The 24,210-nt window shown below is 66.1% G+C and carries 22 protein-coding genes and 1 tRNA gene; 14 read left to right on the plus strand and 9 right to left on the minus strand.

The annotated features are described in order from the left end of the window. Positions 1 to 7: 7 nt before the first annotated feature. A complete protein-coding gene (prpD, locus tag ACIP21_RS02810) occupies positions 8 to 1,492 on the plus strand; it encodes a 2-methylcitrate dehydratase (RefSeq protein WP_400683684.1) in 1,485 nt (494 codons plus the stop codon). A 174-nt stretch (positions 1,493 to 1,666) separates the two neighbouring features. Here prpD and acnB read toward each other — a convergent pair whose 3' ends face one another. Beyond that, entirely contained in the window at positions 1,667 to 4,276 is a 2,610-nt protein-coding gene (acnB, locus tag ACIP21_RS02815) for a bifunctional aconitate hydratase 2/2-methylisocitrate dehydratase (protein ID WP_400684292.1), read from the minus strand. 406 nt (positions 4,277 to 4,682) lie between these two features. On the opposite strand from acnB, the gene ACIP21_RS02820 reads away from it, so the two are divergent. After that, positions 4,683 to 5,165: a DUF1289 domain-containing protein gene (locus tag ACIP21_RS02820; protein WP_400683686.1), complete on the plus strand. Its 483-nt coding sequence runs from the start codon at positions 4,683 to 4,685 to the stop codon at positions 5,163 to 5,165. 10 nt (positions 5,166 to 5,175) lie between these two features. Here ACIP21_RS02820 and queD read toward each other — a convergent pair whose 3' ends face one another. Then, positions 5,176 to 5,532, minus strand: a complete 357-nt coding sequence (gene queD / locus ACIP21_RS02825; RefSeq protein WP_043202104.1) for a 6-carboxytetrahydropterin synthase QueD — start codon at positions 5,530 to 5,532, stop codon at positions 5,176 to 5,178. 51 nt (positions 5,533 to 5,583) lie between these two features. Further along, a complete protein-coding gene (locus ACIP21_RS02830; protein ID WP_400683689.1) occupies positions 5,584 to 6,663 on the minus strand; it encodes a patatin-like phospholipase family protein in 1,080 nt (359 codons plus the stop codon). A 153-nt stretch (positions 6,664 to 6,816) separates the two neighbouring features. On the opposite strand from ACIP21_RS02830, the gene ACIP21_RS02835 reads away from it, so the two are divergent. From ACIP21_RS02835 to ACIP21_RS02855, 5 genes are all read left to right on the plus strand, one after another. Next, positions 6,817 to 7,125: a PepSY domain-containing protein gene (locus ACIP21_RS02835; protein ID WP_400683692.1), complete on the plus strand. Its 309-nt coding sequence runs from the start codon at positions 6,817 to 6,819 to the stop codon at positions 7,123 to 7,125. Then, positions 7,125 to 7,439, plus strand: coding sequence for a PepSY domain-containing protein (locus ACIP21_RS02840; protein WP_400683695.1), 315 nt, complete (start codon positions 7,125 to 7,127; stop codon positions 7,437 to 7,439). The genes ACIP21_RS02835 and ACIP21_RS02840 overlap by 1 nt, the downstream gene beginning before the upstream one ends. A gap of 1 nt (position 7,440) precedes the next feature. After that, positions 7,441 to 8,109, plus strand: a complete 669-nt coding sequence (locus tag ACIP21_RS02845; RefSeq protein ID WP_400683697.1) for a response regulator transcription factor — start codon at positions 7,441 to 7,443, stop codon at positions 8,107 to 8,109. Next, positions 8,106 to 9,425 carry a sensor histidine kinase gene (locus ACIP21_RS02850; RefSeq protein WP_400683700.1) on the plus strand — a complete coding sequence of 440 codons (1,320 nt, stop codon included), beginning with the start codon at positions 8,106 to 8,108 and terminating at the stop codon, positions 9,423 to 9,425. The genes ACIP21_RS02845 and ACIP21_RS02850 overlap by 4 nt, the downstream gene beginning before the upstream one ends. 403 nt (positions 9,426 to 9,828) lie before the next feature. Continuing rightward, on the plus strand, positions 9,829 to 10,977 hold the full coding sequence (locus tag ACIP21_RS02855) for an HPP family protein (RefSeq protein WP_400683702.1): 1,149 nt from the start codon (positions 9,829 to 9,831) through the stop codon (positions 10,975 to 10,977). Here ACIP21_RS02855 and ACIP21_RS02860 read toward each other — a convergent pair. Next, positions 10,951 to 11,817 (minus strand): LysR family transcriptional regulator, encoded by an 867-nt coding sequence (locus tag ACIP21_RS02860; RefSeq protein ID WP_400683705.1) that lies wholly within the window; start codon positions 11,815 to 11,817, stop codon positions 10,951 to 10,953. The two genes, ACIP21_RS02855 and ACIP21_RS02860, sit on opposite strands and share 27 nt — an antisense overlap. A 180-nt stretch (positions 11,818 to 11,997) precedes the next feature. On the opposite strand from ACIP21_RS02860, the gene ACIP21_RS02865 reads away from it, so the two are divergent. Further along, on the plus strand, positions 11,998 to 13,887 hold the full coding sequence (locus ACIP21_RS02865; RefSeq protein WP_400683707.1) for a propionyl-CoA synthetase: 1,890 nt from the start codon (positions 11,998 to 12,000) through the stop codon (positions 13,885 to 13,887). 26 nt (positions 13,888 to 13,913) lie between these two features. Here the strand turns inward: ACIP21_RS02865 and zapE are convergent, their stop codons facing one another. Together zapE and ACIP21_RS02875 are read right to left on the minus strand one after the other, a co-directional pair. Further along, complete coding sequence (zapE, locus tag ACIP21_RS02870; protein ID WP_400683710.1) at positions 13,914 to 14,999, minus strand: cell division protein ZapE; 1,086 nt, start codon at positions 14,997 to 14,999, stop codon at positions 13,914 to 13,916. A gap of 105 nt (positions 15,000 to 15,104) precedes the next feature. Continuing rightward, positions 15,105 to 15,347 carry a hypothetical protein gene (locus ACIP21_RS02875; RefSeq protein WP_400683712.1) on the minus strand — a complete coding sequence of 81 codons (243 nt, stop codon included), beginning with the start codon at positions 15,345 to 15,347 and terminating at the stop codon, positions 15,105 to 15,107. A 270-nt stretch (positions 15,348 to 15,617) separates the two neighbouring features. Between ACIP21_RS02875 and ACIP21_RS02880 the strand changes: the two genes are divergently transcribed. Then, positions 15,618 to 15,692, plus strand: a tRNA-Gln gene (locus ACIP21_RS02880). Between the two features lie 145 nt (positions 15,693 to 15,837). On the opposite strand, the gene ACIP21_RS02885 is transcribed toward ACIP21_RS02880, so the two are convergent. The 3 genes from ACIP21_RS02885 to ACIP21_RS02895 are packed head-to-tail and all read right to left on the minus strand — an operon-like array spanning position 15,838 to position 21,007. Further along, positions 15,838 to 18,225, minus strand: a complete 2,388-nt coding sequence (locus tag ACIP21_RS02885; protein WP_400683714.1) for a response regulator — start codon at positions 18,223 to 18,225, stop codon at positions 15,838 to 15,840. Between the two features lie 13 nt (positions 18,226 to 18,238). Further along, positions 18,239 to 18,700, minus strand: coding sequence for a response regulator (locus ACIP21_RS02890; protein WP_400683717.1), 462 nt, complete (start codon positions 18,698 to 18,700; stop codon positions 18,239 to 18,241). Between the two features lie 15 nt (positions 18,701 to 18,715). Beyond that, complete coding sequence (locus tag ACIP21_RS02895; protein ID WP_400683720.1) at positions 18,716 to 21,007, minus strand: ATP-binding protein; 2,292 nt, start codon at positions 21,005 to 21,007, stop codon at positions 18,716 to 18,718. A gap of 214 nt (positions 21,008 to 21,221) precedes the next feature. On the opposite strand from ACIP21_RS02895, the gene ACIP21_RS02900 reads away from it, so the two are divergent. The 5 genes from ACIP21_RS02900 to ACIP21_RS02920 are packed head-to-tail and all read left to right on the plus strand — an operon-like array spanning position 21,222 to position 24,202. Beyond that, on the plus strand, positions 21,222 to 21,749 hold the full coding sequence (locus ACIP21_RS02900) for a spore coat U domain-containing protein (protein ID WP_400683723.1): 528 nt from the start codon (positions 21,222 to 21,224) through the stop codon (positions 21,747 to 21,749). A gap of 30 nt (positions 21,750 to 21,779) precedes the next feature. Next, entirely contained in the window at positions 21,780 to 22,313 is a 534-nt protein-coding gene (locus ACIP21_RS02905) for a spore coat U domain-containing protein (protein ID WP_400683726.1), read from the plus strand. A 19-nt stretch (positions 22,314 to 22,332) separates the two neighbouring features. Beyond that, positions 22,333 to 22,866, plus strand: coding sequence for a spore coat U domain-containing protein (locus ACIP21_RS02910; RefSeq protein WP_400683729.1), 534 nt, complete (start codon positions 22,333 to 22,335; stop codon positions 22,864 to 22,866). Positions 22,867 to 22,869: 3 nt separating this feature from the next. Beyond that, on the plus strand, positions 22,870 to 23,385 hold the full coding sequence (locus ACIP21_RS02915) for a spore coat U domain-containing protein (protein WP_400683732.1): 516 nt from the start codon (positions 22,870 to 22,872) through the stop codon (positions 23,383 to 23,385). A gap of 40 nt (positions 23,386 to 23,425) precedes the next feature. Beyond that, entirely contained in the window at positions 23,426 to 24,202 is a 777-nt protein-coding gene (locus ACIP21_RS02920) for a molecular chaperone (protein ID WP_400683735.1), read from the plus strand. The last annotated feature ends 8 nt before the right edge of the window (positions 24,203 to 24,210 follow it).

Raw genomic sequence — 24,210 nt, forward strand, 5'->3', positions numbered from 1 at the left:
AGTGAATATGAGCGCCAACGTGGACCTGAACGACCGCCCGGACTACGACCGGGTGCTGCAAACCCTCGCCGACTACGCCCTCACCTACCAGGTCGAATCCCCCGAGGCCCTGGACACCGCGCGCAACTGCCTGATGGACACCCTCGGCTGCGGCCTGCTGGCGCTGCGCTTCCCCGAATGCACCAAGCTCCTCGGCCCGCTGGTCGAAGGCACCCTGGTGCCCAACGGCGCCCGTGTCCCCGGCACGTCCTACCGCCTCGACCCGGTCAAGGCTGCCTGGGACATCGGCTGCACGGTGCGCTGGCTGGACTACAACGACACCTGGCTGGCCGCCGAATGGGCGCACCCGTCGGACAACCTGGGCGGTATCCTGGCGGTGGCCGATCACCTGTCGCAGAAGCGTGTGGCGGCGGGCGAGGCGCCGCTGCTGATGCGCGATGTGCTCGAAGCCATGGTCATGGCCCACGAGATCCAGGGCGTGCTGGCGCTGGAGAACGCTTTCAACCGGGTCGGCCTCGATCACGTGATCCTGGTCAAGGTTGCCTCGACGGCCGTGTGTGCCCGGTTGATGGGCGCCAACCGCGAGCAGATGCTGTCGGCGTTGTCCCACGCCTTCGTCGATGGCCAGGCGCTGCGCACCTACCGCCATGCGCCCAATGCCGGCTCGCGCAAATCCTGGGCAGCGGGCGATGCGTCGAGCCGCGGCGTGCGCCTGGCCGACATCGCCCTGCGTGGCGAGATGGGCGTGCCGAGCGTGCTGACCGCGCCGCAGTGGGGCTTCTACGAGGTGTCGTTCAGCCATACCAACAAGGACCTCGCCCTCAAGCCTGCCGGCCAGTACGAGCTGCGCCTGCCCCAGGCGCTGGCCAGCTACGTGATGGAAAACGTGCTGTTCAAGGTCAGCTTCCCTGCCGAGTTCCATGCCCAGACCGCCTGCGAAGCGGCCGTGACCTTGCATCCGCTGGTGCGCAACCGCTTGCATGAGATCGACCGTATCGTCATCACCACCCAGGAGTCGGCGATCCGCATCATTTCCAAAAGCGGCCCGCTGGCCAACGCCGCCGACCGCGACCACTGCCTGCAGTACATGGTGGCGGTGCCGCTGATTTTCGGGCACCTGGTGGCCGAGCATTATGAAGATGCCTTCCATGCCAACCACCCCAGCATCGACCGCCTGCGCGAGAAGATGGAGGTGGTCGAGGAGCCGCGTTTCAGTCGCGAATACCTGGAGGCGGACAAGCGCTCGATCGCCAATGCCGTGCAGGTGTTCTTCAAGGATGGCAGCAGCACCGAACAGGTGCTGGTGGAGTACCCGGTCGGCCATCGGCGCCGGCGCGGGGAAGGGATACCGTTGCTGGAGGCCAAGTTCAGGGAGAACCTGGCGACACGGTTCGCGCGGCAGCGGTGCCAGCGGATATTCGACTTGTGCAAGGACCAGCAGGCGCTGGAGCAGATGGCGGTGCACAGCTTTGTGGAGCTGTTCGTGATCTGAGGATGCCTGTGCCGGCCTCTTCGCGGGTAAACCCGCTCCCACAGGTGCTGCACAGATCTTCAAGTTTGTGATCAACCTGTGGGAGCGGGTTTACCCGCGAAGAGGCCAGTACAGGAGAAACAAAAAGCCCCGGCATTTCTGCCGGGGCTTTGTTTTACAGCCTACAACCGATGCTTACGCCTGAACCACCGGGATCTTGGCGTTGGCTGCCGCTTCGCGGAACTCGGCGATCTGGTCGAAGCTCAGGTAGCGGTAGACGTCGGCAGCCATGCTGTCGATGTCTTTGGCGTACTGCATGTACTCTTCGACGGTCGGCAGCTTGCCGATGATCGAAGCGACCGCCGCCAGCTCGGCCGAGGCCAGGTACACGTTGGTGGCGTCGCCCAGACGGTTCGGGAAGTTGCGGGTCGAGGTGGAGACCACGGTCGAACCGGTCTGCACACGTGCCTGGTTACCCATGCACAGCGAGCAGCCTGGCATTTCCATGCGCGCACCGGCCTTGCCGTAGATGCCGTAGTAGCCTTCTTCGGTCAGCTGGTGGGCGTCCATCTTGGTTGGCGGGGCCAGCCACAGGCGGGTCGGGATGCCGCCCTTGACCTTGTCCAGCAGCTTGCCGGCAGCGCGGAAGTGACCGATGTTGGTCATGCACGAACCGATGAACACTTCGTCGATCTTCTCGCCCTGTACCGAGGACAGCAGGCGGGCATCGTCCGGGTCGTTCGGCGCGCAGAGCACAGGCTCCTTGACGTCGGCCAGGTCGATCTCGATGATTTCGGCGTATTCGGCATCGGCATCGGCCGACAGCAGCTCAGGCTTGGCCAGCCAGGCTTCCATGGCCTGGGCGCGACGCTCCAGGGTGCGGGCATCGCCGTAGCCTTCGCCGATCATCCAGCGCAGCAGGGTGATGTTGGACTGCAGGTACTCGGCGATGGCCTTCTCTGGCAGCTTGATGGTGCAACCGGCAGCGGAGCGTTCGGCCGAGGCGTCGGACAGCTCGAAAGCTTGCTCGACGGTCAGGTCGTTGAGGCCTTCGATTTCCAGGATGCGGCCGGAGAAGGCGTTCTTCTTGCCCTTCTTCTCGACGGTCAGCAGGCCCTTCTGGATGGCGTAGTAAGGGATGGCGTGCACCAGGTCACGCAGGGTGATGCCTGGTTGCAGCTTGCCCTTGAAGCGCACCAGGATCGACTCTGGCATGTCCAGCGGCATGACGCCGGTGGCGGCGGCGAAAGCCACCAGGCCGGAGCCGGCCGGGAACGAGATGCCGATCGGGAAGCGGGTGTGCGAGTCGCCACCGGTGCCCACGGTGTCAGGCATCAGCATGCGGTTCAGCCAGCTGTGGATGATGCCGTCGCCCGGACGCAGCGACACGCCGCCACGGGTGCGGATGAAGTCTGGCAGGGTGTGGTGGGTGGTGACGTCGATCGGCTTCGGATAGGCCGCGGTGTGGCAGAACGACTGCATCACCAGGTCAGCGGAGAAGCCCAGGCACGCCAGGTCTTTCAGCTCGTCGCGGGTCATCGGGCCAGTGGTGTCCTGGGAGCCGACGGTGGTCATCTTCGGCTCGCAGTAGGCACCTGGGCGCACGCCCTGGCCTTCCGGCAGACCGCAGGCGCGGCCGACCATCTTCTGCGCCAGGGTGAAGCCCTTGCCGGAGTCGGCAGGCTGCTCTGGCTTCTTGAACAGGTCGGAAGCACCCAGGCCCAGTTCGGCACGGGCCTTTTCGGTCAGGCCACGGCCGACGATCAGCGGGATACGGCCGCCAGCGCGGACTTCGTCGAGCAGCACTTCGGTCTTCAGCGCGAAGCTGGTGACCAGGTCGTCGCTGCCGTGACGGCGTACTTCACCCTTGAACGGGTAGACGTCGATGACGTCGCCCATGGCCAGGTCGGTGCAGTCGAATTCGATCGGCAGGGCGCCGGCGTCTTCCATGGTGTTGTAGAAGATCGGGGCGATCTTGGTGCCGAAGCAGAAGCCACCGGCGCGCTTGTTCGGCACGTTCGGGATGTCGTCGCCGAAGAACCACAGCACCGAGTTGGTGGCGGATTTACGCGAGGAGCCGGTACCGACCACGTCACCGACGTAGGCAACCGGGAAGCCCTTGGCCTTGACCGCTTCGATCTGCGCCAGCGGGCCGACCGAACCTGGCTGCGACGGCTCGATGCCGTCACGGGCCATTTTCAGCATGGCCAGGGCGTGCAGCGGGATGTCAGGGCGCGACCAGGCGTCCGGGGCAGGGGACAGGTCGTCGGTGTTGGTTTCGCCTGGCACCTTGAACACGGTCAGGGTGTACTTGTCGGCGATCGCCGGGCGCGAGGTGAACCACTCGCCGGCAGCCCAGGATTCCAGCACGGCCTTGGCGTGAACGTTGCCGGCCTTGGCCTTTTCGGCCACGTCGTGGAAGGCGTCGAACATCAGCAGGGTGTGCTTGAGCTGTTCGGCCGCGACGGCGCCCAGTTCGGCGTCGTCCAGCAGCGCGACCAGCGTCTCGATGTTGTAGCCGCCCTGCATGGTGCCCAGCAGCTCGGTGGCGTGCTTGCGGTCGAGCAGTGGCGACTTGGCTTCGCCCTTGGCGATGGCGGAGAGGAAAGCGGCCTTGACGTAGGCAGCTTCGTCGACCCCTGGCGGAACGCGGTTGGTGATCAGGTCTACGAGGAAGGCTTCTTCGCCGGCCGGCGGGTTTTTCAGCAGCTCGACCAGGCCTGCAGTTTGTTCGGCGTTCAGCGGCTGGGGCACGATACCCAGGGCGGCACGCTCTTCGATGTGTTTGCGGTAGGCTTCAAGCACAGTTATTACCCTCATCAGTGGTCCCTAAAGGGAGTCCGGGACGCTCATCCAGCATTCGATGCACCCATGCGCGGTCACGGCTTTTTGGGCCGCCCAGCCAGGGTCGCAAAGAATCCTTACAGAAGCTGCTTTCAAAGTTTTACGCCTGCAGAACGGAAACTGATGAGGGCTGGCGCGGGCATGCGAGGGGTGCATGGCCCGGGCCAACGCCGTTCTACCGGATGAACTGTGCTCGTGACGCTTTGAAAACAGCTTCCAACGGACATTGTTGCCTTTGAAAAGGCGGGATGATTCTACGGCAAAAAAATCCCGAAGGTAAGGCGCTGAACATGACTTTAACGGGTGACCCTGGTTAGACAAAGGGCTAACATGACCCCGTGTTCCACCGCCAAGCCGTTGTTTTCCAATGTCCAACCAGTCCATCAAGACCCCTTGCGTCGGCCTCTGCTCCACCGTCTACGGAGACACGGTGTGCCGTGGCTGCAAGCGTTTCCACCACGAAGTGATCAACTGGAACGGTTACGACGACGAGCAGAAGCGCGCGGTGTGGCTGCGCCTGGAGCAACTGCTGGTGCAGGTGATGATGGCCAAGCTGGAAGTGTTCGACAAAGGCCTGCTGCGCCAGCAGCTGCAGCAGCGCTCGATCCGCTACGTCGAGCAACAGTCGGAATATTGCTGGGCCTATCAGCTGATAGCCCGCGGAGCGCGGATGATTCGCGACCTGGAGGCCTACGGCATGGCGCTGCTGCCGGAGTTTCGCGACTGGGAGTTGCCGCAGTTGCGCGACGCCATCGACCGCGAATTCTTCCTGCTCTCCGAGGCCCACTACCAGCGTTACATCGCCCCCAGCTTCCTGCGCGACGCCATGGGCAGCGCGCAGGGCCAGTGAGCGCAGCGCCTCAGTCGCCGGTGTATTCGCAGCCGCTGGTGCAGGTTTCGTGGATGCGCACCTTCGACAGTTCCGGCATCAGCGGCTTGACCTGCTCCCAGATCCACTTGGCGATCACTTCGCTGGTGGGGTTTTCCAGGCCCGGGATGTCGTTCAGGTAGTTGTGGTCCAGCTGCTCGTAGATCGGCTTGAAGATCGCCTTGACCTCGGCGAAGTCACGGATCCAGCCGGTGTGCGGGTCGAGCGGGCCGGTCAGGTGCAGGCCGACCTTGAACGAGTGGCCATGCAGGCGGCCACACTTGTGGCCTTCCGGCACGTGGGGCAGGCGGTGGGCCGATTCGAATGTAAATTCCTTGAAGATTTCCACTGTCGTAACTCTGCATGAATCAATAATGCGCGCAGTCTACCAGCATGGCCGCTACAAGGCTTGCAGGCGTTCGTGCAGCCGCCCGGTGGCAATCAGCTCCAGCAACTCGTCGCCCAGCCGCCGGCTTTCGGCGATCGCCTGGTACCAGTAGCGCTTGCGCGCCGGTGCATCGCCCATGAAGCGCTTGAAGTCGTTGCGGTCTGGCAGCTTGCCGTAGGGCAGGGCAGCCAGGTACTGCGGCGACGGGGTCAGCAGCAGCACGTTCTGCAGGCGCGTGGCATCGCCCTTGCGCCAGGGCAGGGCCTTGTCGAACCAGCCGGGGACCACCTTGTCGGTGAAGTGCGGGTACAGCACCAGGTCGTCACCGCGGTAGGGCAGATCCAGGTGGTAGTCGAGCAGGCCGCCGTCGCGGTAGGTGCCGGAACCGGCGCCGGGGATGTCGCGCACGCCCTCCATCACCATCGGAATCGAGCCCGAGGCGAGCAGGGCGTGGCGCAGGTTGGCCAGGTCCAGCGGCAGGCAGCGCGAAGGGAAGTCGGTGAGCGCATCGAGGGGTGGCGCGCTGCGCGCATCGTGCAGGATGACGCGCTCGAAGTGCCGCCCCAGGCGTGCGCGGCCCAACAGGTTGCTGGCGATCACCGAACCCAGGCCCATGCCCAGGCGGCCGCGGTGGTCGTGGGCGAGCTGGCCGTGGCTCTTCACCACCAGGATGTTCAGGCGGTAAAGCGGGTTGGCGAGGATTTGCCCGTCGCAGCCTTGCAGCAGGTCGTCGAGCATGCGCTGGCAGCTGCGGCTGATCTCGGCCGGGGTGGCGCCCTTGGCAAAGTCCTGCTCGGTGTACAGCTCGCCCAGGCGGCGGATGCTGGCGAGCGGGTCATCGAGGCAGGCACTGGCGAAGCGCCAGGAGCCGATCGACGCACCGATCAGCGCGCGCTGGCGCGGCGCGGACGGCAGCCATTCACCGAACAGCGCCAGGTCCAGCCCCTGGATCCCCAATGGCTTGGGGCCGCCCGCCGCGCCGGGCAGCACCCCCACATCGGCTGCCTGCAGGCCCTTTTCGCGAATCTGGCGCAAGGCCCGCTGGCCCGCCTTGAAGGTGAGGGCAGGGAATTTGATGTGGATGGCGCTCATGACGGATCTCGTGGACAACGTGCAGGTCATTATAAGGGCTTGATGCAGCTCGGGCTGCGCTATCATGCGGCCAGCTGTTTTCAGGTTGAATTAAGGACCGCCGAGTAATCTTGAGCCCGTAGACAACTTGCACGTCTCTTGTGGAGAGAACCTATGAAAACCTTGACTGCCCTGTTCACCGCCGCCGCCCTTGCCCTGGGCGCCAATGCCGCCTTCGCCAAGGACGTCCAGCCTGACGAAGTGGTCAAGCTGGTCAACGCCAAGACCATCAAGTCGCTGGATGAGCTCAAGGCTGCCGCCGTGGCCAAGCACCCGGGTTCCACCGTGAAGGACTCGGAGCTTGAGAACGAGTACGGCCGCTACATCTACAAGGTCGAGCTGCGCGATACTCAGAATGTCGAGTGGGACGTCGACCTGGACGCCAAGACTGGCGAAGTGCTCAAGGACGAACAGGACCGCTGATGATTCACGTACCTCGGCCGGCACGCTATCTGGCATTGTCGCTGCTGGCCGTCTGCTCCCTGGCCGCGGCCCGCGATCTGGACCAGGATGAAGCGCTCAAGCTGCGCCAGAAGGGCGTCATCCTGCCGCTCGAGCAACTGCTGGACACCGCCCTGGGGCGTTACCCCGGGGCGCGCCTGCTGGAGGCCGAGCTGGAAGAGGACGACGACCGCTACGAATATGAAGTCGAGCTGTTGACCACGGACGGCGTGGTGCGCGAGATCAAGCTCGATGCCAGCACCGGGGCCCTGCTCAAAGACGAGGAAGACGACTGACATGCGCCTGTTGCTGGTCGAAGACAATGTGCCCCTGGCCGATGAACTGACCGCCGGCCTGCAGCGCCAGGGCTACGCCGTGGACTGGCTGGCCGATGGCCGCGATGCGGTGTACCAGGGGCAGACCGAACCCTATGACCTGATCATCCTCGACCTCGGCCTGCCGGGGTTGCCGGGGCTCGAGGTGCTGGCGCAATGGCGTGCCGGCGGCCTGGCCACGCCGGTGCTGATCCTCACCGCGCGGGGCTCATGGGCCGAGCGCATCGAGGGCTTGAAGGCCGGGGCCGACGATTACCTGAGCAAGCCGTTCCACCCCGAGGAGTTGCAGCTGCGCATCCAGGCCCTGCTGCGCCGCGCGCGTGGCCTGGCCAACCAGCCGACGCTGGAGGCCGCCGGCCTGCACCTGGACGAGAGCCGCCAGTGCGTGAGCCGCGAGGGTGTCGACATCCAGCTCACCGCCGCCGAGTTCCGCCTGTTGCGCTACTTCATGCTGCACCCGCAGCAGATCCTGTCCAAGAGCCACCTGGCCGAGCACCTGTACGACGGCGAAACCGAGCGCGACTCCAACGTGCTGGAAGTCCACGTCAACCACCTGCGCCGCAAGCTCGGCCGCAGCGTCATCGAGACTCGCCGCGGCCAGGGTTACCTGTACGCCGGGAGCACCGGGTGAAGTCGATCCAGGCGCGCCTGAGCCTCGGCCTCGTCGCCGTGCTGGTGGTGGTCGGCGTGGTGCTCGCGCAACTCACGCTGTGGCTGTTCGAGGCAGGGTTGCAGCGCTATCTGGAAAATGGCCTGCGCAAGGAGAGCGAGAACCTGCTGGTGGCGCTGGTGCGCGGCCCGTCCGGCTTGCAGCTGGACGAGCGGCGCATTTCCGCGGCCTATCAACGGCCGTTCTCGGGGTACTACTTCCGCATCGATTTCGACCAGGGCACCTGGCGCTCGCGCTCGCTGTGGGACCTGGACATGCCCAAGCCCGCCACGCCGGGGCTCTCCGACAGCCATGAGCTGGGCCCGGAGGGGCAGCAACTGCTGGCTTTGCGGGCCGATTACCGGCGCCTGGGGCAGGACATCTCGATCAGCGTGGCGCAGGATTACTCGCCGGTGCGTGACGGCTTCCGCCGCCTGCAGCAAATCGGCCTGGGCATGGGCCTGGTGGCGTTGATCCTCGTGCTGGTGCTGCAGCGCATCACCGTCACCCGCTCGCTGCGCCCGCTGGAGCGTGCCCGTCGGCAGGTCGCCCAGTTACAGCAGGGGCAGCGCTCCCAGCTCGATGACGAGGTGCCCAGCGAACTGGCGCCGTTGGTGGGCCAGATCAACCATTTGCTCAGCCACACCGAAGACAGCCTGCGCCGTTCGCGCAATGCCCTGGGCAATCTCGGTCACGCCCTGAAGACGCCGTTGGCGGTGCTGCTCAGCCTGGCCTCCAGCGAGCGCCTGAAGGGCCTGCCCGAGGTGCAGGTGCAGATGCGCGAACAGTTGCAGCAGATCCAGCAACGCCTGACCCGCGAGCTGAACCGGGCACGCCTGGCCGGGGATGCGTTGCCGGGGGCGCAGTTCGACTGTGATGCCGAGTTGCCCGGTTTGCTCGAAACCTTGGCCATGATCCATGGCGAAGGCTTGCTGCTGCAGCGCGATGTGCCGCCGGGGTTGCTGCTGCCGTGGGATCGGGAGGATTTCCTGGAGCTGCTCGGCAACCTGCTGGACAACGCTTGCAAGTGGGCGGACAGCGAGGTGCGGCTGGGGATTGCGCCGACGGTCGACGGTTATCGGCTGTGGGTCGACGATGACGGTCCTGGAATTCCTGAAGGGCAGCGGCTGCAGGTGCTCGAGCGTGGCTCGCGGCTGGATGAGCAGGTCGATGGGCACGGCCTGGGGCTGGGCATCGTGCGCGATATCGTCGAGGCCTGGGGCGGGCGGCTGGCGCTGCTGGAAAGCACCCTGGGCGGGCTGCGGGTAAGCATCGAGTTGCCCCGCAAGGTTCGATGACGCCGGGACGGGCTGTGGCAGAGGGCCCAGTGGGAGCAACTGTGTTGCTCAATTTCTGAAAGCTGGCGCGATCCCTGTGGGAGCGGGTTTACCCGCGAAGAAGACACCGCGGTGCATGGCACGGGCTTCGCCCGTGTTCGCGGGTAAACCCGCTCCCACAGGGATTGCACCGGCTTCGGGTTCTGCGCACGGATCAGCACTGCAAAAAAATTGCAGTACAGGCGCATTTTTTTGAATTAGCCCTATCGCCCCCCGCCCGGCACAATCCTTCTCACGAAACCGAACGGTTTCCATCTCTCCATGGACGGAGCCCCTTGTGCTATTGCATCCGCAATACGAGGCCCAGGCCTTTTCGGCTGGGCTTTCTTTTTAAACAAGAAAACTACAGATCCTGATTATTCAAATGTCTGCCTCGCGTTCCGAAAGTCGTCTGCAGCGGTTGTTGCCGGCGTCGCTCAATATTCCCCCCAAGCAATGGTTGCGTGCCGGTATCGGCGCCTTGCTCGGCCTGTTCCTCGCCGGTTGGCTGACCAGCCTGGCCTACGGCCCGAGCATCGCCCTGCACCTGCTCGGCCCGCTGGCCGCCTCGGCGGTGCTGGTGTTCGCCGTGCATTCCGGCCCGCTCGCGCAACCCTGGCCGGTGCTGGGCAGCTATGCCCTGGCCGGCGCGGTCGGCCTGGCCATGCGCCAGGGCTTCGGCGCCGAGCTGTGGGTGGCCGCCGCGGCCCTGGGCCTGTCGATCCTGGTGATGTGCCTGCTGCGCTGCCTGCACCCGCCCGGTGGCGGGGTGGCGGTGAGCGCGGTGCTGGCCGACCCGGGGCTGACCGCCATGGGCGATCACCTGCTGGAGCCGGTGCTGCTCAACGCGCTGATCCTGGTGGCGGTGGCGATCGTCTACAACCGCCTGACCGGCGTGCGCTATGCGCAACGCGCCGTGCCGCGCAAGGACCTGCACCACACCCACGACCCGCTGCCCAGCGAGCGTGTGGGTATCCGTGGCGCCGACCTGGACCAGGCCCTGGAAGAGCTCGGCGAGTTCGTCGATGTCACCCGCGACGAGCTGGAACGGATCATCCTCGCCACCGAGCAGCATGCATTGCAGCGCAGCCTTGGCGGGATTACCGCAGCCTCGGTGATGTCCCGCGACGTGCAGTTCGCCTCGCCCGACACCACCTTGGAGCAAGCCTGGAAGATGCTCGCCAGCCACCACCTGAAAACCCTGCCGGTGCTGCAACAGGGCAAGCTGGTGGGCATCGTCAGCCTCAGCGACCTGGTCGGCCCGGCCATGCAGCGCGGGCGCTTCAGCTGGCGTGGCCTGTTCGGCCGCAAGGCCGTGCGCATGGAGCAGGTGATGAGCCGGCGGGTCGTCAGCGTCAGCAGCCAGCACCCGCTGGAGCGCCTGTTGCCGCTGTTGAGCGAGCAGGGCCTGCACTGCCTGCCGGTGCTCGAGGGTGAGCAGTTGGTGGGGGTGGTCACCCAGACCGACCTGGTGGCCGGCCTCAAGCGCCAGTTGCTCAGCGCTGCTTCAGATCACCGGGTCCCAGCGTTGTGACCAGTCGCTGGCGCCGGCGGCCACCAGCCGGCGCAGCACCGCGAAGGCCTGCTGCAAGGCCTCGCTGTCGCGCTTGCGAGGGTATACCAGGTAGGTCGGGTAGGTGAACTCCGGCGCCTGCGGCACCCGCTCGAACACCCCGCTATCCAGGTAGGCCTGTACCACGCGGGTGCGGAAATAGCCGCTGCCTCCCTGGTCGAGGATGAACTGCAGCGCCAGCGGCCCGAGGTTGAAGCTCAGCGCCGGGCGCGCGCAGTCGGGCAGGGCGGCGTCGTGCTGGCGGCGGAACGCCTCGCCCCAGTCGATGTAGATGTACGGCTCGGGCAGGTCGACCCGGCGCACGCGGATCAGCTTCTCCTCCATCAACTGCTCCACCTGCAACCCCGGGCCGTAGGTCGGCTGGTACACCAGCGCGGCGTCCAGCAGGCCCATCTCCACCTTGCGCAGCAACGATTCGCCATCGCTCACCTCGTTGCGGATGGCGTGGCTGGGCAGTTCGCGGTGCAGGGCGCTGACCCAGTCGAGCAGCATCGGGTTGCCCAGGCTCACCTCCGCCCCCACGTGCAGCACCTGCTGACAGCCCTCGGGCAGCGGCAGGTCGCGGCGCGCCGCTTCCCAGGTCTGCACCAGCTGGTTGGCATAGCTGACGAAGGCCTCGCCATCGCTGGTCAGGCTGGCACCGTTGCGGCTGCGCACGAACAGCTGGCAGCCCAGTTGCTGCTCCAGGCGTTGCACCCGCGCGGTGATGGCGGTCTGCGACACGAACAGGCGTTCGGCGGCGGCGACCAGGCTGCCGCAGCGGACGATTTCCAGGAAGGTTCGGGCCTGATCGATGTCCATGAGCTGCTCTGTGACGAAGAGGGGCGCCTATTCTAGAGGCTTTGCACCGTTCTGGGGCGGTTTTGCCAAGCATGCAAATTTGCAGGTCGGTTGTGACTTTAGTCCCCTGGCAGCCCCGGTGTGGCGGGCCATACTCAGGGTTCGCCCTTCAATAACAACAAATACCGGGTTTTCAAGCACATGACCTACCAGCATAGCTACGCCCAATCGATTGCCGACCCTGCCGCCTTCTGGGCCGATCAGGCCCAGGCCCTGGCCTGGTACCGCAAGCCCTTGCTGACCCTGCAGGAAAACGCCGACGGTACCCACCGCTGGTTCTCCGATGGCCGCCTGAACAGCTGCTACCTGGCCCTGGACCGGCAGATCGAACTGGGCCGTGGCGAGCAGCTGGCGCTGATCTACGACTCGCCGGTGACCGGCGTGCAGCAATCGTTTACCTACAACCAGCTGCGCGATGAGGTGGCGCGCCTGGCCGGGTTATTGCGCCAACTGGGTGTCGGCAAGGGCGACGGGGTGATCATCTACATGCCCATGGTGCCCCAGGCGGCCATGGCCATGCTGGCCTGTGCGCGGATCGGCGCGGTGCATTCGGTGGTGTTCGGCGGCTTTGCCGCCAGCGAGCTGGCCCTGCGCATCGACGATGCCCGGCCGACGCTGTTGCTCACCGCTTCCTGCGGGCTGGAGTTCGACCGCGTGATCGAATACAAGCCGCTGGTCGATCGCGCCTTGCAGGCCGCCCGCCACCAGCCGCGCCATGTGCTGGTGCTGCAACGGCCCCAGGCCCGCGCCGCGCTACAGCCCGGGCGTGACCTGGACTGGCAGCAGGCAATCGCCAGTGCCGAGCCGGTGCCGCCCGTGGCGCTGGAGGCGACGGACCCGCTGTACATCATGTACACCTCCGGCACCACCGGCAAACCCAAGGGCATCGTCCGCGAGAACGGCGGCAATGCCGTGGCGCTGTGCTACGCCATGCGGGATGTCTACGGTATGCAGGCGGGCGATGTGTGGTGGGGCATTTCCGACGTCGGCTGGGTGGTCGGCCATTCGCTGATCGTCTACGGCCCGTTGATGAGTGGTTGCACCACGGTGTTCTATGAAGGCAAGCCGATCCGCACGCCGGACGCTGCGGCGTACTGGCGGGTGGTCGAGCAGTACCGGGTCAATGCCTTGTTCTGCGCCCCGACCGCCATGCGCGCGATCCGCAAGGAGGACCCGCAGGGCGAGCTGATCCGCCAGCATGACCTGAGCTCGCTGCGCCAACTGTTCCTGGCCGGGGAAAAACTCGACTCCAGCACCCATGAATGGCTGCAGCAAGCCACCGGCAAGCCGGTGCATGACCACTGGTGGCAGACCGAGACCGGCTGGCCGGTGACCGCGCCCTGTGTCGGCCTGGAAGGCAGCGCGGCGCGGCCCGGGTCGAGCAACCGTGCGGTGCCCGGTTATCACGTGCGCGTGCTGGATGACGACGGGCACCTGCTGGGGCCCAACCAGCAGGGCGCCATCGTCATCGCGCTGCCGCTGCCGCCGGGGTGCAGCCAGACCTTGTGGGGCGATCACCAGCGCTACCTGCAGGCCTACCTGCACACCTATCCGGGCTACTACCACACCGGTGACGGCGGCTTCCTCGACGATGACGGGTTCGTCTACATCATGGGCCGCACCGACGATGTGATAAACGTCTCGGGCCATCGCCTGTCCACCGGCGAGATGGAAGACCTGGTGGCCAGCCACCCGGCGGTGGCCGAGTGTGCGGTGATCGGCGTGCACGACGAGATCAAGGGCCAGGTGCCGCTGGCGCTGGTGGTGCTCAAGGATGGCGAGGCGATTGCCGAGGCGCAGTTGCGCACCGAGCTGACAGGCCACGTGCGTGAGGCGATTGGCGCGCTGGCGTGCTTCAACCAGGTGCGGCGGGTGAAGCGGCTGCCGAAGACGCGTTCCGGGAAGATCCTGCGGGCGGTGTTGCGCAAGATGGCCGATGGGCAGGCCTACGTGCCGCCCTCGACCCTGGATGACCCGGCGGTGCTGGCGGAGATCGAGGCGGTGCTGGCGGACTTGCCCAGGGCTGGGTGACAACCTGGCCCCGCGAAGAGGCCGGATCAGGCAACAGGGGACGTGGGCCCGACCTGATGCAACTGCCCCAACCGGCTGCGGGTGCGCATCAGGTCGGCCAATGGTCCACCCAGGCTTTGCTCCAGCGGCCGTTTGCCGATCAGCGTGACCTGCCGATCCTGGTCATACAGCACATCCACCAGGTTGACGAAGCGCTGCTGCGCCGCCAGCGAACATTCCGACAGGTCATCCAGCCCCTCGATGATCCACGCGTCGTATTGCTTGGCCAGCGCCAGGTAGTCGATCACCGCGGTAGCCTTCTCGCACAGGTCATCGAACGCCAGCACGATCCGCTGGCCGTCGATGGCCAGGGCGCGCAGCGGGCGCTTGTTCACGTCCAGCGTCACCGGCTGTTCGACAGGCAGGTTCAACGCCTGGCGCTGCGCCGCATCCCCCGGCCACACATAGTGCCCCTGGGTGAAGCGCTGGTGCTCGCGGTTGGCCGGCAGGCTGCGAAAATCCGTGTCGCCACCGACTTCCAGCACTTCCATCGAACTGTTGATCAGGCGGATCACCGGCAGGAAGCGCTCGTGGTACAGCGGGTTGGGCAGCAACCCTTCAGGCGCGTAGTTGGACGTCACCAGCAGGAAGATGCCACGGGAGAACAGGGCGTTGAACAGCCGCGTCAGCAGCATGGCGTCGCCGATGTCGTGGACGTGGAATTCGTCGAAACACAACACCTGGCAGTCGCCCAGCAGTTCATCGAGGGTCGCGCCCAGGGCGTCGTCCAGCAGGCGGTGCTGGTGCATGCCCTGGTGCAGGCGGGCGAAGAAGTCGTGGAAATGCAGGCGCCGTTTGGCTTCGACCGGCACGGCCTGGAAGAAGCCATCGAGCAGCCAGCTCTTGCCGCGGCCCACCGAACCATGCAGGTAGAGGCAGCGTGGCTGGCCACTCTCGAGTAGCGCGAGCTGCACGGCCATGCTGTGGATGACCCGGCGCTGGCCATCGCTGAGCGTGTAGCCACGGCTTCGCGCCTTGTCTTCGAACCAGGCGAGCAGTTCGCATTGCGCGGGCGCGGCGGTGCGCAGGCGCTGGCCGAGCTGGCGCAGCGGGGCAGGGATCCAGGCGGACAAGGCAAAGCCTCCTTGGGCGATGGCAGGGCTGCGCGCAGCTTGCCCGAGGCGAGCGGATTTGACCAATACAAAAAGTGCCAGGTATCTATCGCCCGGCACGATGATTCAGGCCTTGCGCTCCAGCTGGCGCTCGATCATGTACTTGACCGTCAGCCGGCGTTCCTTGAGGTGGCGCAGGTCCTCGTCCACGAAATTGCCGGCCGAGATCGATTCGGCGGCCAGCACCTGGTTGTCGATGTCCATGTACTCGTCGAGCAGGCGGTCAAGGGCCGGGTCCTGCTGGCGGCGCTGCTGGACGATTTCCCGTGGGTAGTGCAGGTCCTGGTAGAGGTCGTGGGAGACAGGCATGGAGTCCTCCTTGGTCAATGCAGTTTGCTTACCTGATTGGAAGGGAGGAATGCGATTGTGTTGAAGCGGAGCGGGAGAAAAACGACGGGCGGTTGCCTGACGACCGATGAAAATCGATCTGGAACACTAACTTGCTGTTTTAAAGCATTTTTTTTCACATGGGGGGTTCACAGACTGAAACTTTGTTGTTAAAGTGCCGCGCATTCCAAGACAACAACCCAGTTGTCACTCAGTTGGAATTGTCAGAGCAGCATCAGCTGCATCCGATACAGGGGCGTCGCCAAGCGGTAAGGCAGCAGGTTTTGATCCTGCCATGCGTTGGTTCGAATCCAGCCGCCCCTGCCATTTTTTCAAATACCCATTTCCTGATTCAGTGCAGATGAACATCGGCGCTGGGTTTTGCCGTTTCCGTTCATCTGTACCGGCCCTTTCGCGCTGTACTTGTGGGAGCGGGTTCACCCGCGAAAGGGCCGGTACGGGCGAAGCAACCCTATCCGGCAACCCGCAACAGCTCATCCAGCACCCGCGCCAGCTCATCGGCCTGCACCGGCTTCTGAATCACCAGGCTCCCCGGCACCTGCAAGCCCTCCAGTTCCGCATACCCGGTCAGGAACACCACCGGCAACTGCGGGTAGCGATCCCGCGCGGCCAGCGCCAACTGGCCACCGTTGAACGCCGGCATGGCGAAGTCGGTCAGCAGCAGATCGATGCTATCGTCCAGCAGCGCCAGCGCCTGCTCGCCACTGTGGGCCTGGTGCACCTGGTAGCCGTACTGGCGCAGCACGTCGCCCAGCATGTCGCGCACCAGGTGGTCGTCGTCCACCAGCAGCACGGTGCGGTTGTGGCCACTGTCGGCGATCGACTGCCGCACCAGCGCAGCCGCCGGGACGCTGTGCGGTGCCTGCTTGACCGCTGGCAGGTACACGGCCACCTGGGTGCCATGCCCCGGCTCGGTGTCGATGCGCACGCCACCGCCGGACTGCTTGGCGAAGCCGAATACCTGGGCCAGGCCCAGGCCCGAACCTTTGCCGATGTCCTTGGTGGTGAAGAACGGCTCGAACACCTTGGCCAGCACGTCTTCGCTCATGCCGCAGCCGGTGTCGCGGATGCTCAGCATCACGTACTCGCCTGGCTCCGGGTCTTCCGGGCGCTGTGGGCGGGCCTTGACCCACATGTTGCGGGTGGCCAGGGTCAGTTGGCCGCCGTCAGGCATGGCATCGCGGGCATTGATCGCCAGGTTGAGGATGATCATCTCGGTCTGGGTCGGGTCGGTCAGCGCCTGCCACAGGCTGTGGTCGAGGTCCAGGCGCACGGCGATGCTGCCGCCCAGGGTGCGGCTGAGCAGTTCCTCGAGGCCGGTGAGGGTGCGGTTGAGGTTCAGCGCCACCGGCTCCAGGCGCTGGCGGCGGGAGAACGCCAGCAGTTGCGAGGTCAGCTTGGCGCCGCGCTCGCCGGCCTCGCGAATGTGCGTCAGGCGGCTGCGGGCCTTGTACAGGTCGCCTTTTTCCAGGTCGCTTTCGAGAAAGCTGGCGCCGGCGAGGATCACCGTCAGCAGGTTGTTGAAGTCGTGGGCGACGCCGGCGGTGAGCTGGCCGACCGCTTCCAGTCGCTGCATCTGCTGCAGCGCCGCCTCGACGCGCTCGCGTTCGGTGATCTGCTCGCGCAGGCGGGTGTTGGCCTCGGCGAGGCCCAGGGCGGTTTCCCGTTCGCTGGTGATGTCGCGCGCCACCACGTACAGCAGGGTGTCTTCCGGCACCACCACCCACGACAGCCAGCGCAACTGGCCACTGGCATGCTGGATGCGGCCGACGAAGCGTGCGCTGGTGCGGCCATGGGCGAGGGCGGCGAGTTCGGTCAGCAGCGACTCCTGGTCGGCTTCGGGCAGCAGGTGCAGCAGCGAGGCCTGGCTCAGGCGCTCGCGGGAGAAGCCCAGGCTGGCCTCCCAGGCCGGGTTGAGCGCGACCGGGGTGAGGTCTTTGTTGAGCACCGCCAGCAGGTCCTGGGAGAGTTCCCAGGCGCGGTCGCGTTCACGGGTGCGCCGTTCCACCCGTTCGCCGAGCATCTCGTTGAGCTGCTTGAGCGCCTGGGTGGCCTGGCGCTGGGTGTGGATGTCCTGCAGCACGCCGGTGAACCGGGTGCATCGGCCCTCGACGAATTGGCACTGGCCGCTGCTGAGCAGCCAGCGGGGCTCGAGGCCACCGGGCTGGCTGATGCGGAATTCGACCCGGTACAAGCCGTCGCTGTCCGGGCGCATGGCCTGGTCCACGGCCTCGCGCACTTTGCTGCGGTCATCCGGATAGATGCCGGCATAGAACAGGTCGAGGTTCATCTCGGTCTCGACCGGCACGCCGAACAGACGCTTGCAGCGATCGTCCCAGACCAGGGTGCCTTGCACCGGTCGGAAGTCCCAGGTGCCCATGCCGGCGGCATCGATGGCAATCCGCGCACGTGCCTCGACGTCGGCCAGTGCCTCTTCGGCGTGGCGCCGGCGCTGGCGCTCCTGCACCTCCGTCAGGGCCCGGCGCACAGCCTTGGGTAGCAGCGGCAGGTTTTTCTTGAGCAAGTAGTCGGTGGCGCCGAGGCGGATCATTTCCACCGCATGCTCTTCGCCATAGATACCAGAGAGGAAGATGAACGGTGTGTCCGGTGCCAGGCGCTGGGCGATGGCCAGCACGTCGGGGCCAGAGGAGCCAGGCAGCACACAATCGCAGAGGATCAGGTCGTAGTGACCGGTGAGCAGGGCGTGCTCGACGCCGACATGGTCGAACACCACCTGCGGCTGCACCTGCAACCCGCTGCGCTCGAGGCGCATCAAGGTCAGCTCGGCGTCCATCGAGCTGTCTTCGACCATCAGCAGTTTCAGAGGAGTTGGCAACATCTTCGCGTTGGCCTCAGTGGTTGCCACGGCGGTTCAGGCGCAGCGAACCGGGTGGCGGCTCGTTGAGCACCGCCCAGAACATGCCGAGGTCGGAGATGGCGGAAACGAACTCCTTGAACTCCACCGGCTTGACCACATAGGCATTGACCCCCAGTTCGTAGGCCCGCAGCAGGTCGGGTTCCTCGCGCGAAGAGGTCAGCATCACCGTCGGGATGCTGCGCAGTTCCGCAGTGGCGCGCACCACCTTGAGCACTTCCAGGCCATCGACCTTGGGCAGCTTCAGGTCCAGCAGCAGGACTGCCGGGTTGCCATCGTCGCGCGCGGCATAGGCATTGCGGCGCAGCAGGTAGTCCAGGGCGTCGGCGCCGTCACGCAGGACGATGACTTCGTTGGCCAACTGGCTGCGCTCCAGGGCCAGCAATGTCAGTTCCAGGTCCCTGGGGTTGTCTTCGACCAGCAATATGGGCTTGAGCATGATGGTACGGGGGCCTCAGGAAAGCGCTGGATGACGTGGAAGGGTGAAGTGGAAGCTGGCGCCCTGGTCGACCTGGCCCTCGGCCCAGACCCGGCCATCGTGGCGTTCGATGATGCGCCGCACGCTGGCCAGGCCGATACCGGTGCCTTCGAAGTCCTCCATGCGGTGCAGCCGCTGGAACACCCCGAACAGTTTGTTGGCGTAGGCCATGTCGAAGCCGACGCCATTGTCCTGGATGCACACCTCGGTTTCGTTGGCACGCTGGCGCGCGCGTATCTCGATGCGTGCGCAGGCGCGACCGCGGGTGTACTTGATGGCGTTGGCGATGAGGTTGTGCAGGGCCAGGTTGATGAAGGCAGGGTCGGCGATCACTTTCGGCAGTGCGGCGATGTCCCAGGTGATTTCACGGCCTTCATAGTCGGGCGCCAGGTCCTGGCGAATGGCCTCGATCAGGGTATTGAGGTCGACGTCCGACAGGCGCAGCGCCGAGCGGCCCATCTGCGAGAAGTTGAGCAGGTTGTCGACCAGGCTGCCGGCGAACCGTGCGGCCTCCTCGATGTGCTGGAGGAAGCGCCTGCCACGCTCGCTGAAGGCCTGGCCTTCGATTTCGCCGATCAGCTCGGTATAGCCGGCGATGTGGCGCAGCGGTGCGCGCAGGTCGTGGGACACACTGTAGGAAAAGGCCTCGAGCTCCTTGTTCGAGCGGCGCAATTCGTTGGCCAGCTGTGCCAGCTCCTCGGCCTTGCGCAGGACGATGCCAAGTACCGCGCTGCGCAGTTCTAGCACGGCTTCGAGCAGCAGCGGGTCCCAGGGCTCGCAGTAGCCGCTGACCTGTTCCTGCCAGCGCTCGAAGCTGTGGCGCGGGTTGAGCACACCCTGGGCGCCGATGGCCTTGTCCGGGCGGCCGGCCCAGTCGACCCTGCGCACGTGCTCGGGGCGGAACCACAACAGGTAGTGCGAGTGGATCTGCGAGATTGCCACGGCCAGCACGCCACCGGCATGGGCGGCGAGTTCGGGCAGTTCGTCGATGTCGCGGCCAAGGTTGTCGCTGTGGAACACGGCGCTGTCGCCGCGCTGGGAAAGCCAGTGCACCAGGGCATTGACCTGGGCGCTGGGTGGGGTCTGGCCGATCAGCTCGCAGCGCTCGGCGGAAATCACCGCGGCGCCTGTGGCGCTGGCGAAGTCCAGCAGCACCTCGGGCAGGTCGCGCAGGCCTTCGCTGACACTGTCATGGTCGGCCATCGACGAGATCATGCGCACGATGTGCTGGCGCAGGTCGAGCAACTGGCGGGTCTTGGCGTGGGACTGGCGTGATTCGATCTGCAGCGACAGCACGCTGGCCAGCAGCTCGCAGGCGGTGCGGGTGCGCAGCTCGACCGCGCGTGGCTGGGCGTGGTGGCAGGAGATCAGGCCCCATAGCTGGCCATCGACCACGATCGACAGCGACATGGACGCCAGGGTGCCCATGTTGCGCATGTACTGCAGGTGCACCGGAGATACGCTGCGCAGGGCGGCGTAACTCAGGTCCAGCGGCTGGCCCGTGCGCGGGTTGTTGACCGGCAACAGCGGCGAGGGCTGGTAGCCGGCGTCCTCGATCACACGGATGCGGTTGACCCGATACAGCTCCCGGGCCTGGCGCGGGATGTCCGAGGCCGGGAAGTGCAGGCCCAGGTAGCGCGGGTAGCCGGCATCGGCCACCTCTGCGAGCACCTGGCCGTGGCCCTCGGCGTCGAAGCGGTAGGCCTTGACCCGGCCGAAGCCGGTGATCTGCTTGATCTGCTCCACGCACTGCTGGAGCAGGGCTTCGAGGCTGTCGGCGTTGTGCAGGCTGCCGATGAAGCTGCGCACCAACGGGTAGTAGTCGCCCTGGTCGTCAAGGCCCGGCGCCTGGCGCGAAGGTTCGAACTCGGCGATCAGCACCTGGTCGTGGCGATGAGCGAGCAGGCGCAGGGTGCCGCCGAAGGGCGCACCTTGGCGCAGGCCTACGTCGCCTATGTGGAAGGGGAAGGCTTCCTCGGCGGGCATGCGCTGGAGTTGCCGGCGCAGGTCGAAACCTTCGCTGACCATTTCGCTGAAGGTGCAGCCGAGCAGCTCCCTGGCTGGCATGCCCAGCCACTGTTCGGCGTTGGCACTGGCCTGGAGGATGCGCAGGTCCTGTTCGTCCAGCACCAGCAGGAAACCGTGCGGCTGGATGCTGCCGGGTATCTGGATCGGTTCCTGGGCGCAGCGTTCCAAGGCTGCGGCCAGTGTCTCGTCTGCTGTCGTCAATGGAAACGCTCCTGTCCTGTTCTTCCATGCGTGCCGCATGCGCAGGGCTTGCCGGCCACTCGTACCCCTGCACCGTAACAGAATGCAGGCCGTTTTGCCGGCCCGTGAACCCCGGCGGCCCGGGCTGCCGGAGCGATCGTCGGGGTCAGGTCTAGCGCTTTTTGGCTAACACAAAAGTATGGCTCCCTGCCATCACGGCCTGGCTGCTGGCTGCTACGCTCAAATGCAGAATAGAGGAACAAAGGAACATCCTGTGACGGAACGCTTGTTGGCCGCGTTGTTAGGCCTGTTGTTCAGCGGCGGTGCCGTGGCGGCGGACTTCCTGGTCGAAGTGCGGGTACTGGTGCAGCGAGGCTGCATGCTGGTCGCCCAGCAACGCGATGCCGGTGCCCAGGCCCTGGGTCGGATCGACCTGGGCGTCGCTTCGCGCCTGGATGGCCCGGATGCGCCCTTGAGCGGCGTGATGATGACCCGCCACCCGCCCAGGCTGGAATGCAACCCCGACACCACTTACCAGGTGCGCATCGACGGCGGCCAGCACGGAGGTGTGGGCGAACTGCGCTTTCTCGCCAGCGACACTGCCAGGGGCCGTCCGATTCCTTATCGCCTGTACCGCGATGCTGCCTGGCGCGAGCCGGTGGTGGTCAATGAAACCCATGCCGAGCGAGTGCCCGACAGCGGCACCGTGGAGCTGCCGTTGTACGCGCGTATCGACCGCCTGGCCTGGGTGCCCCGCGCCGGGCAGTACGCCGACCTGCTCAAAGTCACGGTCACCTGGTAGCGAGGCCGCCATGGACAAGGACGTCACGCCATGAACCGCACATCGATCCTGCTGCTCACCCTTGGCCCGCTGCTGTTGCCCAGTGGTGCCCATGGCAGCACCAGCGGTTTCATCCAGGCGCGCCTGGTGATCAGCGCCGCCTGCCAGATCAACAGCGGCGACCAGCCGCCCGCGACCCTGGGCAACCCTGGCCTGATGGACTTCGGCCAGCGTGGCCCGAACTGGGACCAGCCACTGCGCACCCGGGTCGACGAGGCGGGCGGCGAAGGCAGCCTGCAGATCAGCTGCACCCCCGAAGTGCGCGCCTTCAACGTGCGCATCAACGGCGGCCAGAACGGCAGCGACGGCGTGCGTCGGCTCAGCAACGGCCGCGAGATGATCCCCTATCAACTGGCGATCGACCCCGGCGGCAACAGCCGCTACGACATCGGCCAGGCCCGCGCCTTCACCATCAGCACCAGCGCGCAGATCCCGATCCCCATCTACGGCGTGGTGGTGGCGCAACCGCGCGCACTGCCGGCCGGGCTGTACCGCGACACCCTGAGAGTGACCCTGGACTGGTAAACGACGCAAGGAGACTCCGATGCGAACGACTTTCACCCGCTGCATGCTCGCCGGCCTCGGACTGGCCTTGGCTTCCCAGGCCCAGGCCGCCACCGTGACCGGGACCATCAGCTCGACCCTGATCCTGACCTCTGCCTGCCAGGTCAACGGCGCTGGCGGCACCTCGGGGCTGAACTTCGGTACCTTGAACTTCGGCACCCAGGAGGCCCTGTTCACCACCGCCAACGCCCAGGTGCTGGGCGGTGGCGGCGGTGCCATGAGCATTCTGTGCTCGGCCGGGACGGTGCCGGCGATCCGCGTTCGCGCCGGGGCCCATGATGGCCAGTCCGCTGGCGGCACCCGCGCGCTGGCCGACGGCGCCGGCAACTTCGTGCCCTACGACTTCTACACCGATGCCGGGCGCACCACGCTGCTGGCCATCGACGGCACCATCACCCTGCCGACCAGCACCGGCGTGGCGCAGACCGTCAACCTGTATGGCCAGGCGCGTGGCAAGGCGGGCCTGCCGGCCGGGACCTATACCGACACGGTGGCGGTCGAGCTGTCGTTCTGAGCCATGCGCAACGGCCCGCGTACCTGGCTCGGCAGCTGCCTGACAGGGTTCGGCCTGCTGCTGGCCGCACCCCTGGATGCGGCGACCACCAGTACCTTCCAGGTCAGCGCGCAGATCGTCGCCGGCTGCCTGGTGGTGGGCGGGGTGACCAGCTATGGCGTGCTCAATTTCGGCACCCAGTCGGCGCTGTCCACCGGCATCCTCAGCACCGCCCTGGGCGGTACCACGGTGACCTTCCAGTGCACCCCGGGCGTGGCCCTGAGCATGAGCCTGGACGGTGGCCAGAACAGCGCCAGCGGCACGCGCAACCTCAAGCGCACGGGCGGCACCCAGGTGCTGGCCTACCAGTTGTACCGGGACGCGGCCTACAGCCAGGCCCTGGGCATCGGCCAGAGCGTGACGGTGAGCTACACCGACGCCACGGCCATCAAATTGCCGGTGTATGGCCGTACCCAGTTGCCCGGCACCTTGCCGGCCGGGACCTACACCGATGTGGTGCAAGTATCGGTGACCTGGTGAACCCACCGGCACCCAAGAAAAAGAGCGAAAGGAGAGTGGCATGCGGGTAGGCGCGAAGTGGGCGCAAGGTGTGATCGGTCTGTTGCTGATGGCGAGCCTGCCGGCGGGGGCGGCAACCTCGGTACTGATCTGGCCGATCGACCCGGTGCTCGAGGCCGACCAGAAGGCCGGCGCGCTGTGGCTGGAAAACCGCGGTTCGGCCCCGGCCAGCCTGCAGGTGCGGGTGTTCGCCTGGCGTCAGGGGGACTACCAGGAACAGTTCCAGGCCCAGCGCGAGATCATTGGCAGCCCGCCGGTGGCCAACATCCCCCCGGGGCAGAAGCAACTGATCCGCCTGACCCGCACCGGCAGCTCGCCGGCCGGCCAGGAGCAGGCCTACCGCATCATCATCGATGAAATTCCCTCGCCATTGCCGACCGATGCCGGCGGCCAGGGCACCACGGCGGCGATCCGCCTGCAGATGCGCTATTCGGTGCCGCTGTTCGTCTACGGCGAAGGGTTGTGGGGCAAGGCCGATCCGGAGGGCCGTCGCGACGCTGCCGGGGTCGGCAAGCCGCAACTGAGCTGGCGCCCGGTGATGGTGCAGGGCAAGCCCTACGTGGAAATGCGCAACACCGGCCCGGTGCACGCACGCCTGACCGACGTGGTGGTGCAGCAGGGCGGCCAGGCCAGGCCGCTGGCCGAAGGCCTGCTCGGCTATGTGTTGCCTGGCGCCAGCATGCGCTGGCCTGCACCGCTGGCAGCCAATGCCGCCAGCGTGATCAAGGGCAGGGTGAACGGCCAGGAAACGGCCGAAGCGATCCGGCAAGGGCAATGAGTGCGCCA

The sequence above is a fragment of the Pseudomonas sp. NPDC089401 genome, assembly GCF_044749485.1.
Taxonomy (GTDB): Bacteria; Pseudomonadota; Gammaproteobacteria; order Pseudomonadales; family Pseudomonadaceae; genus Aquipseudomonas.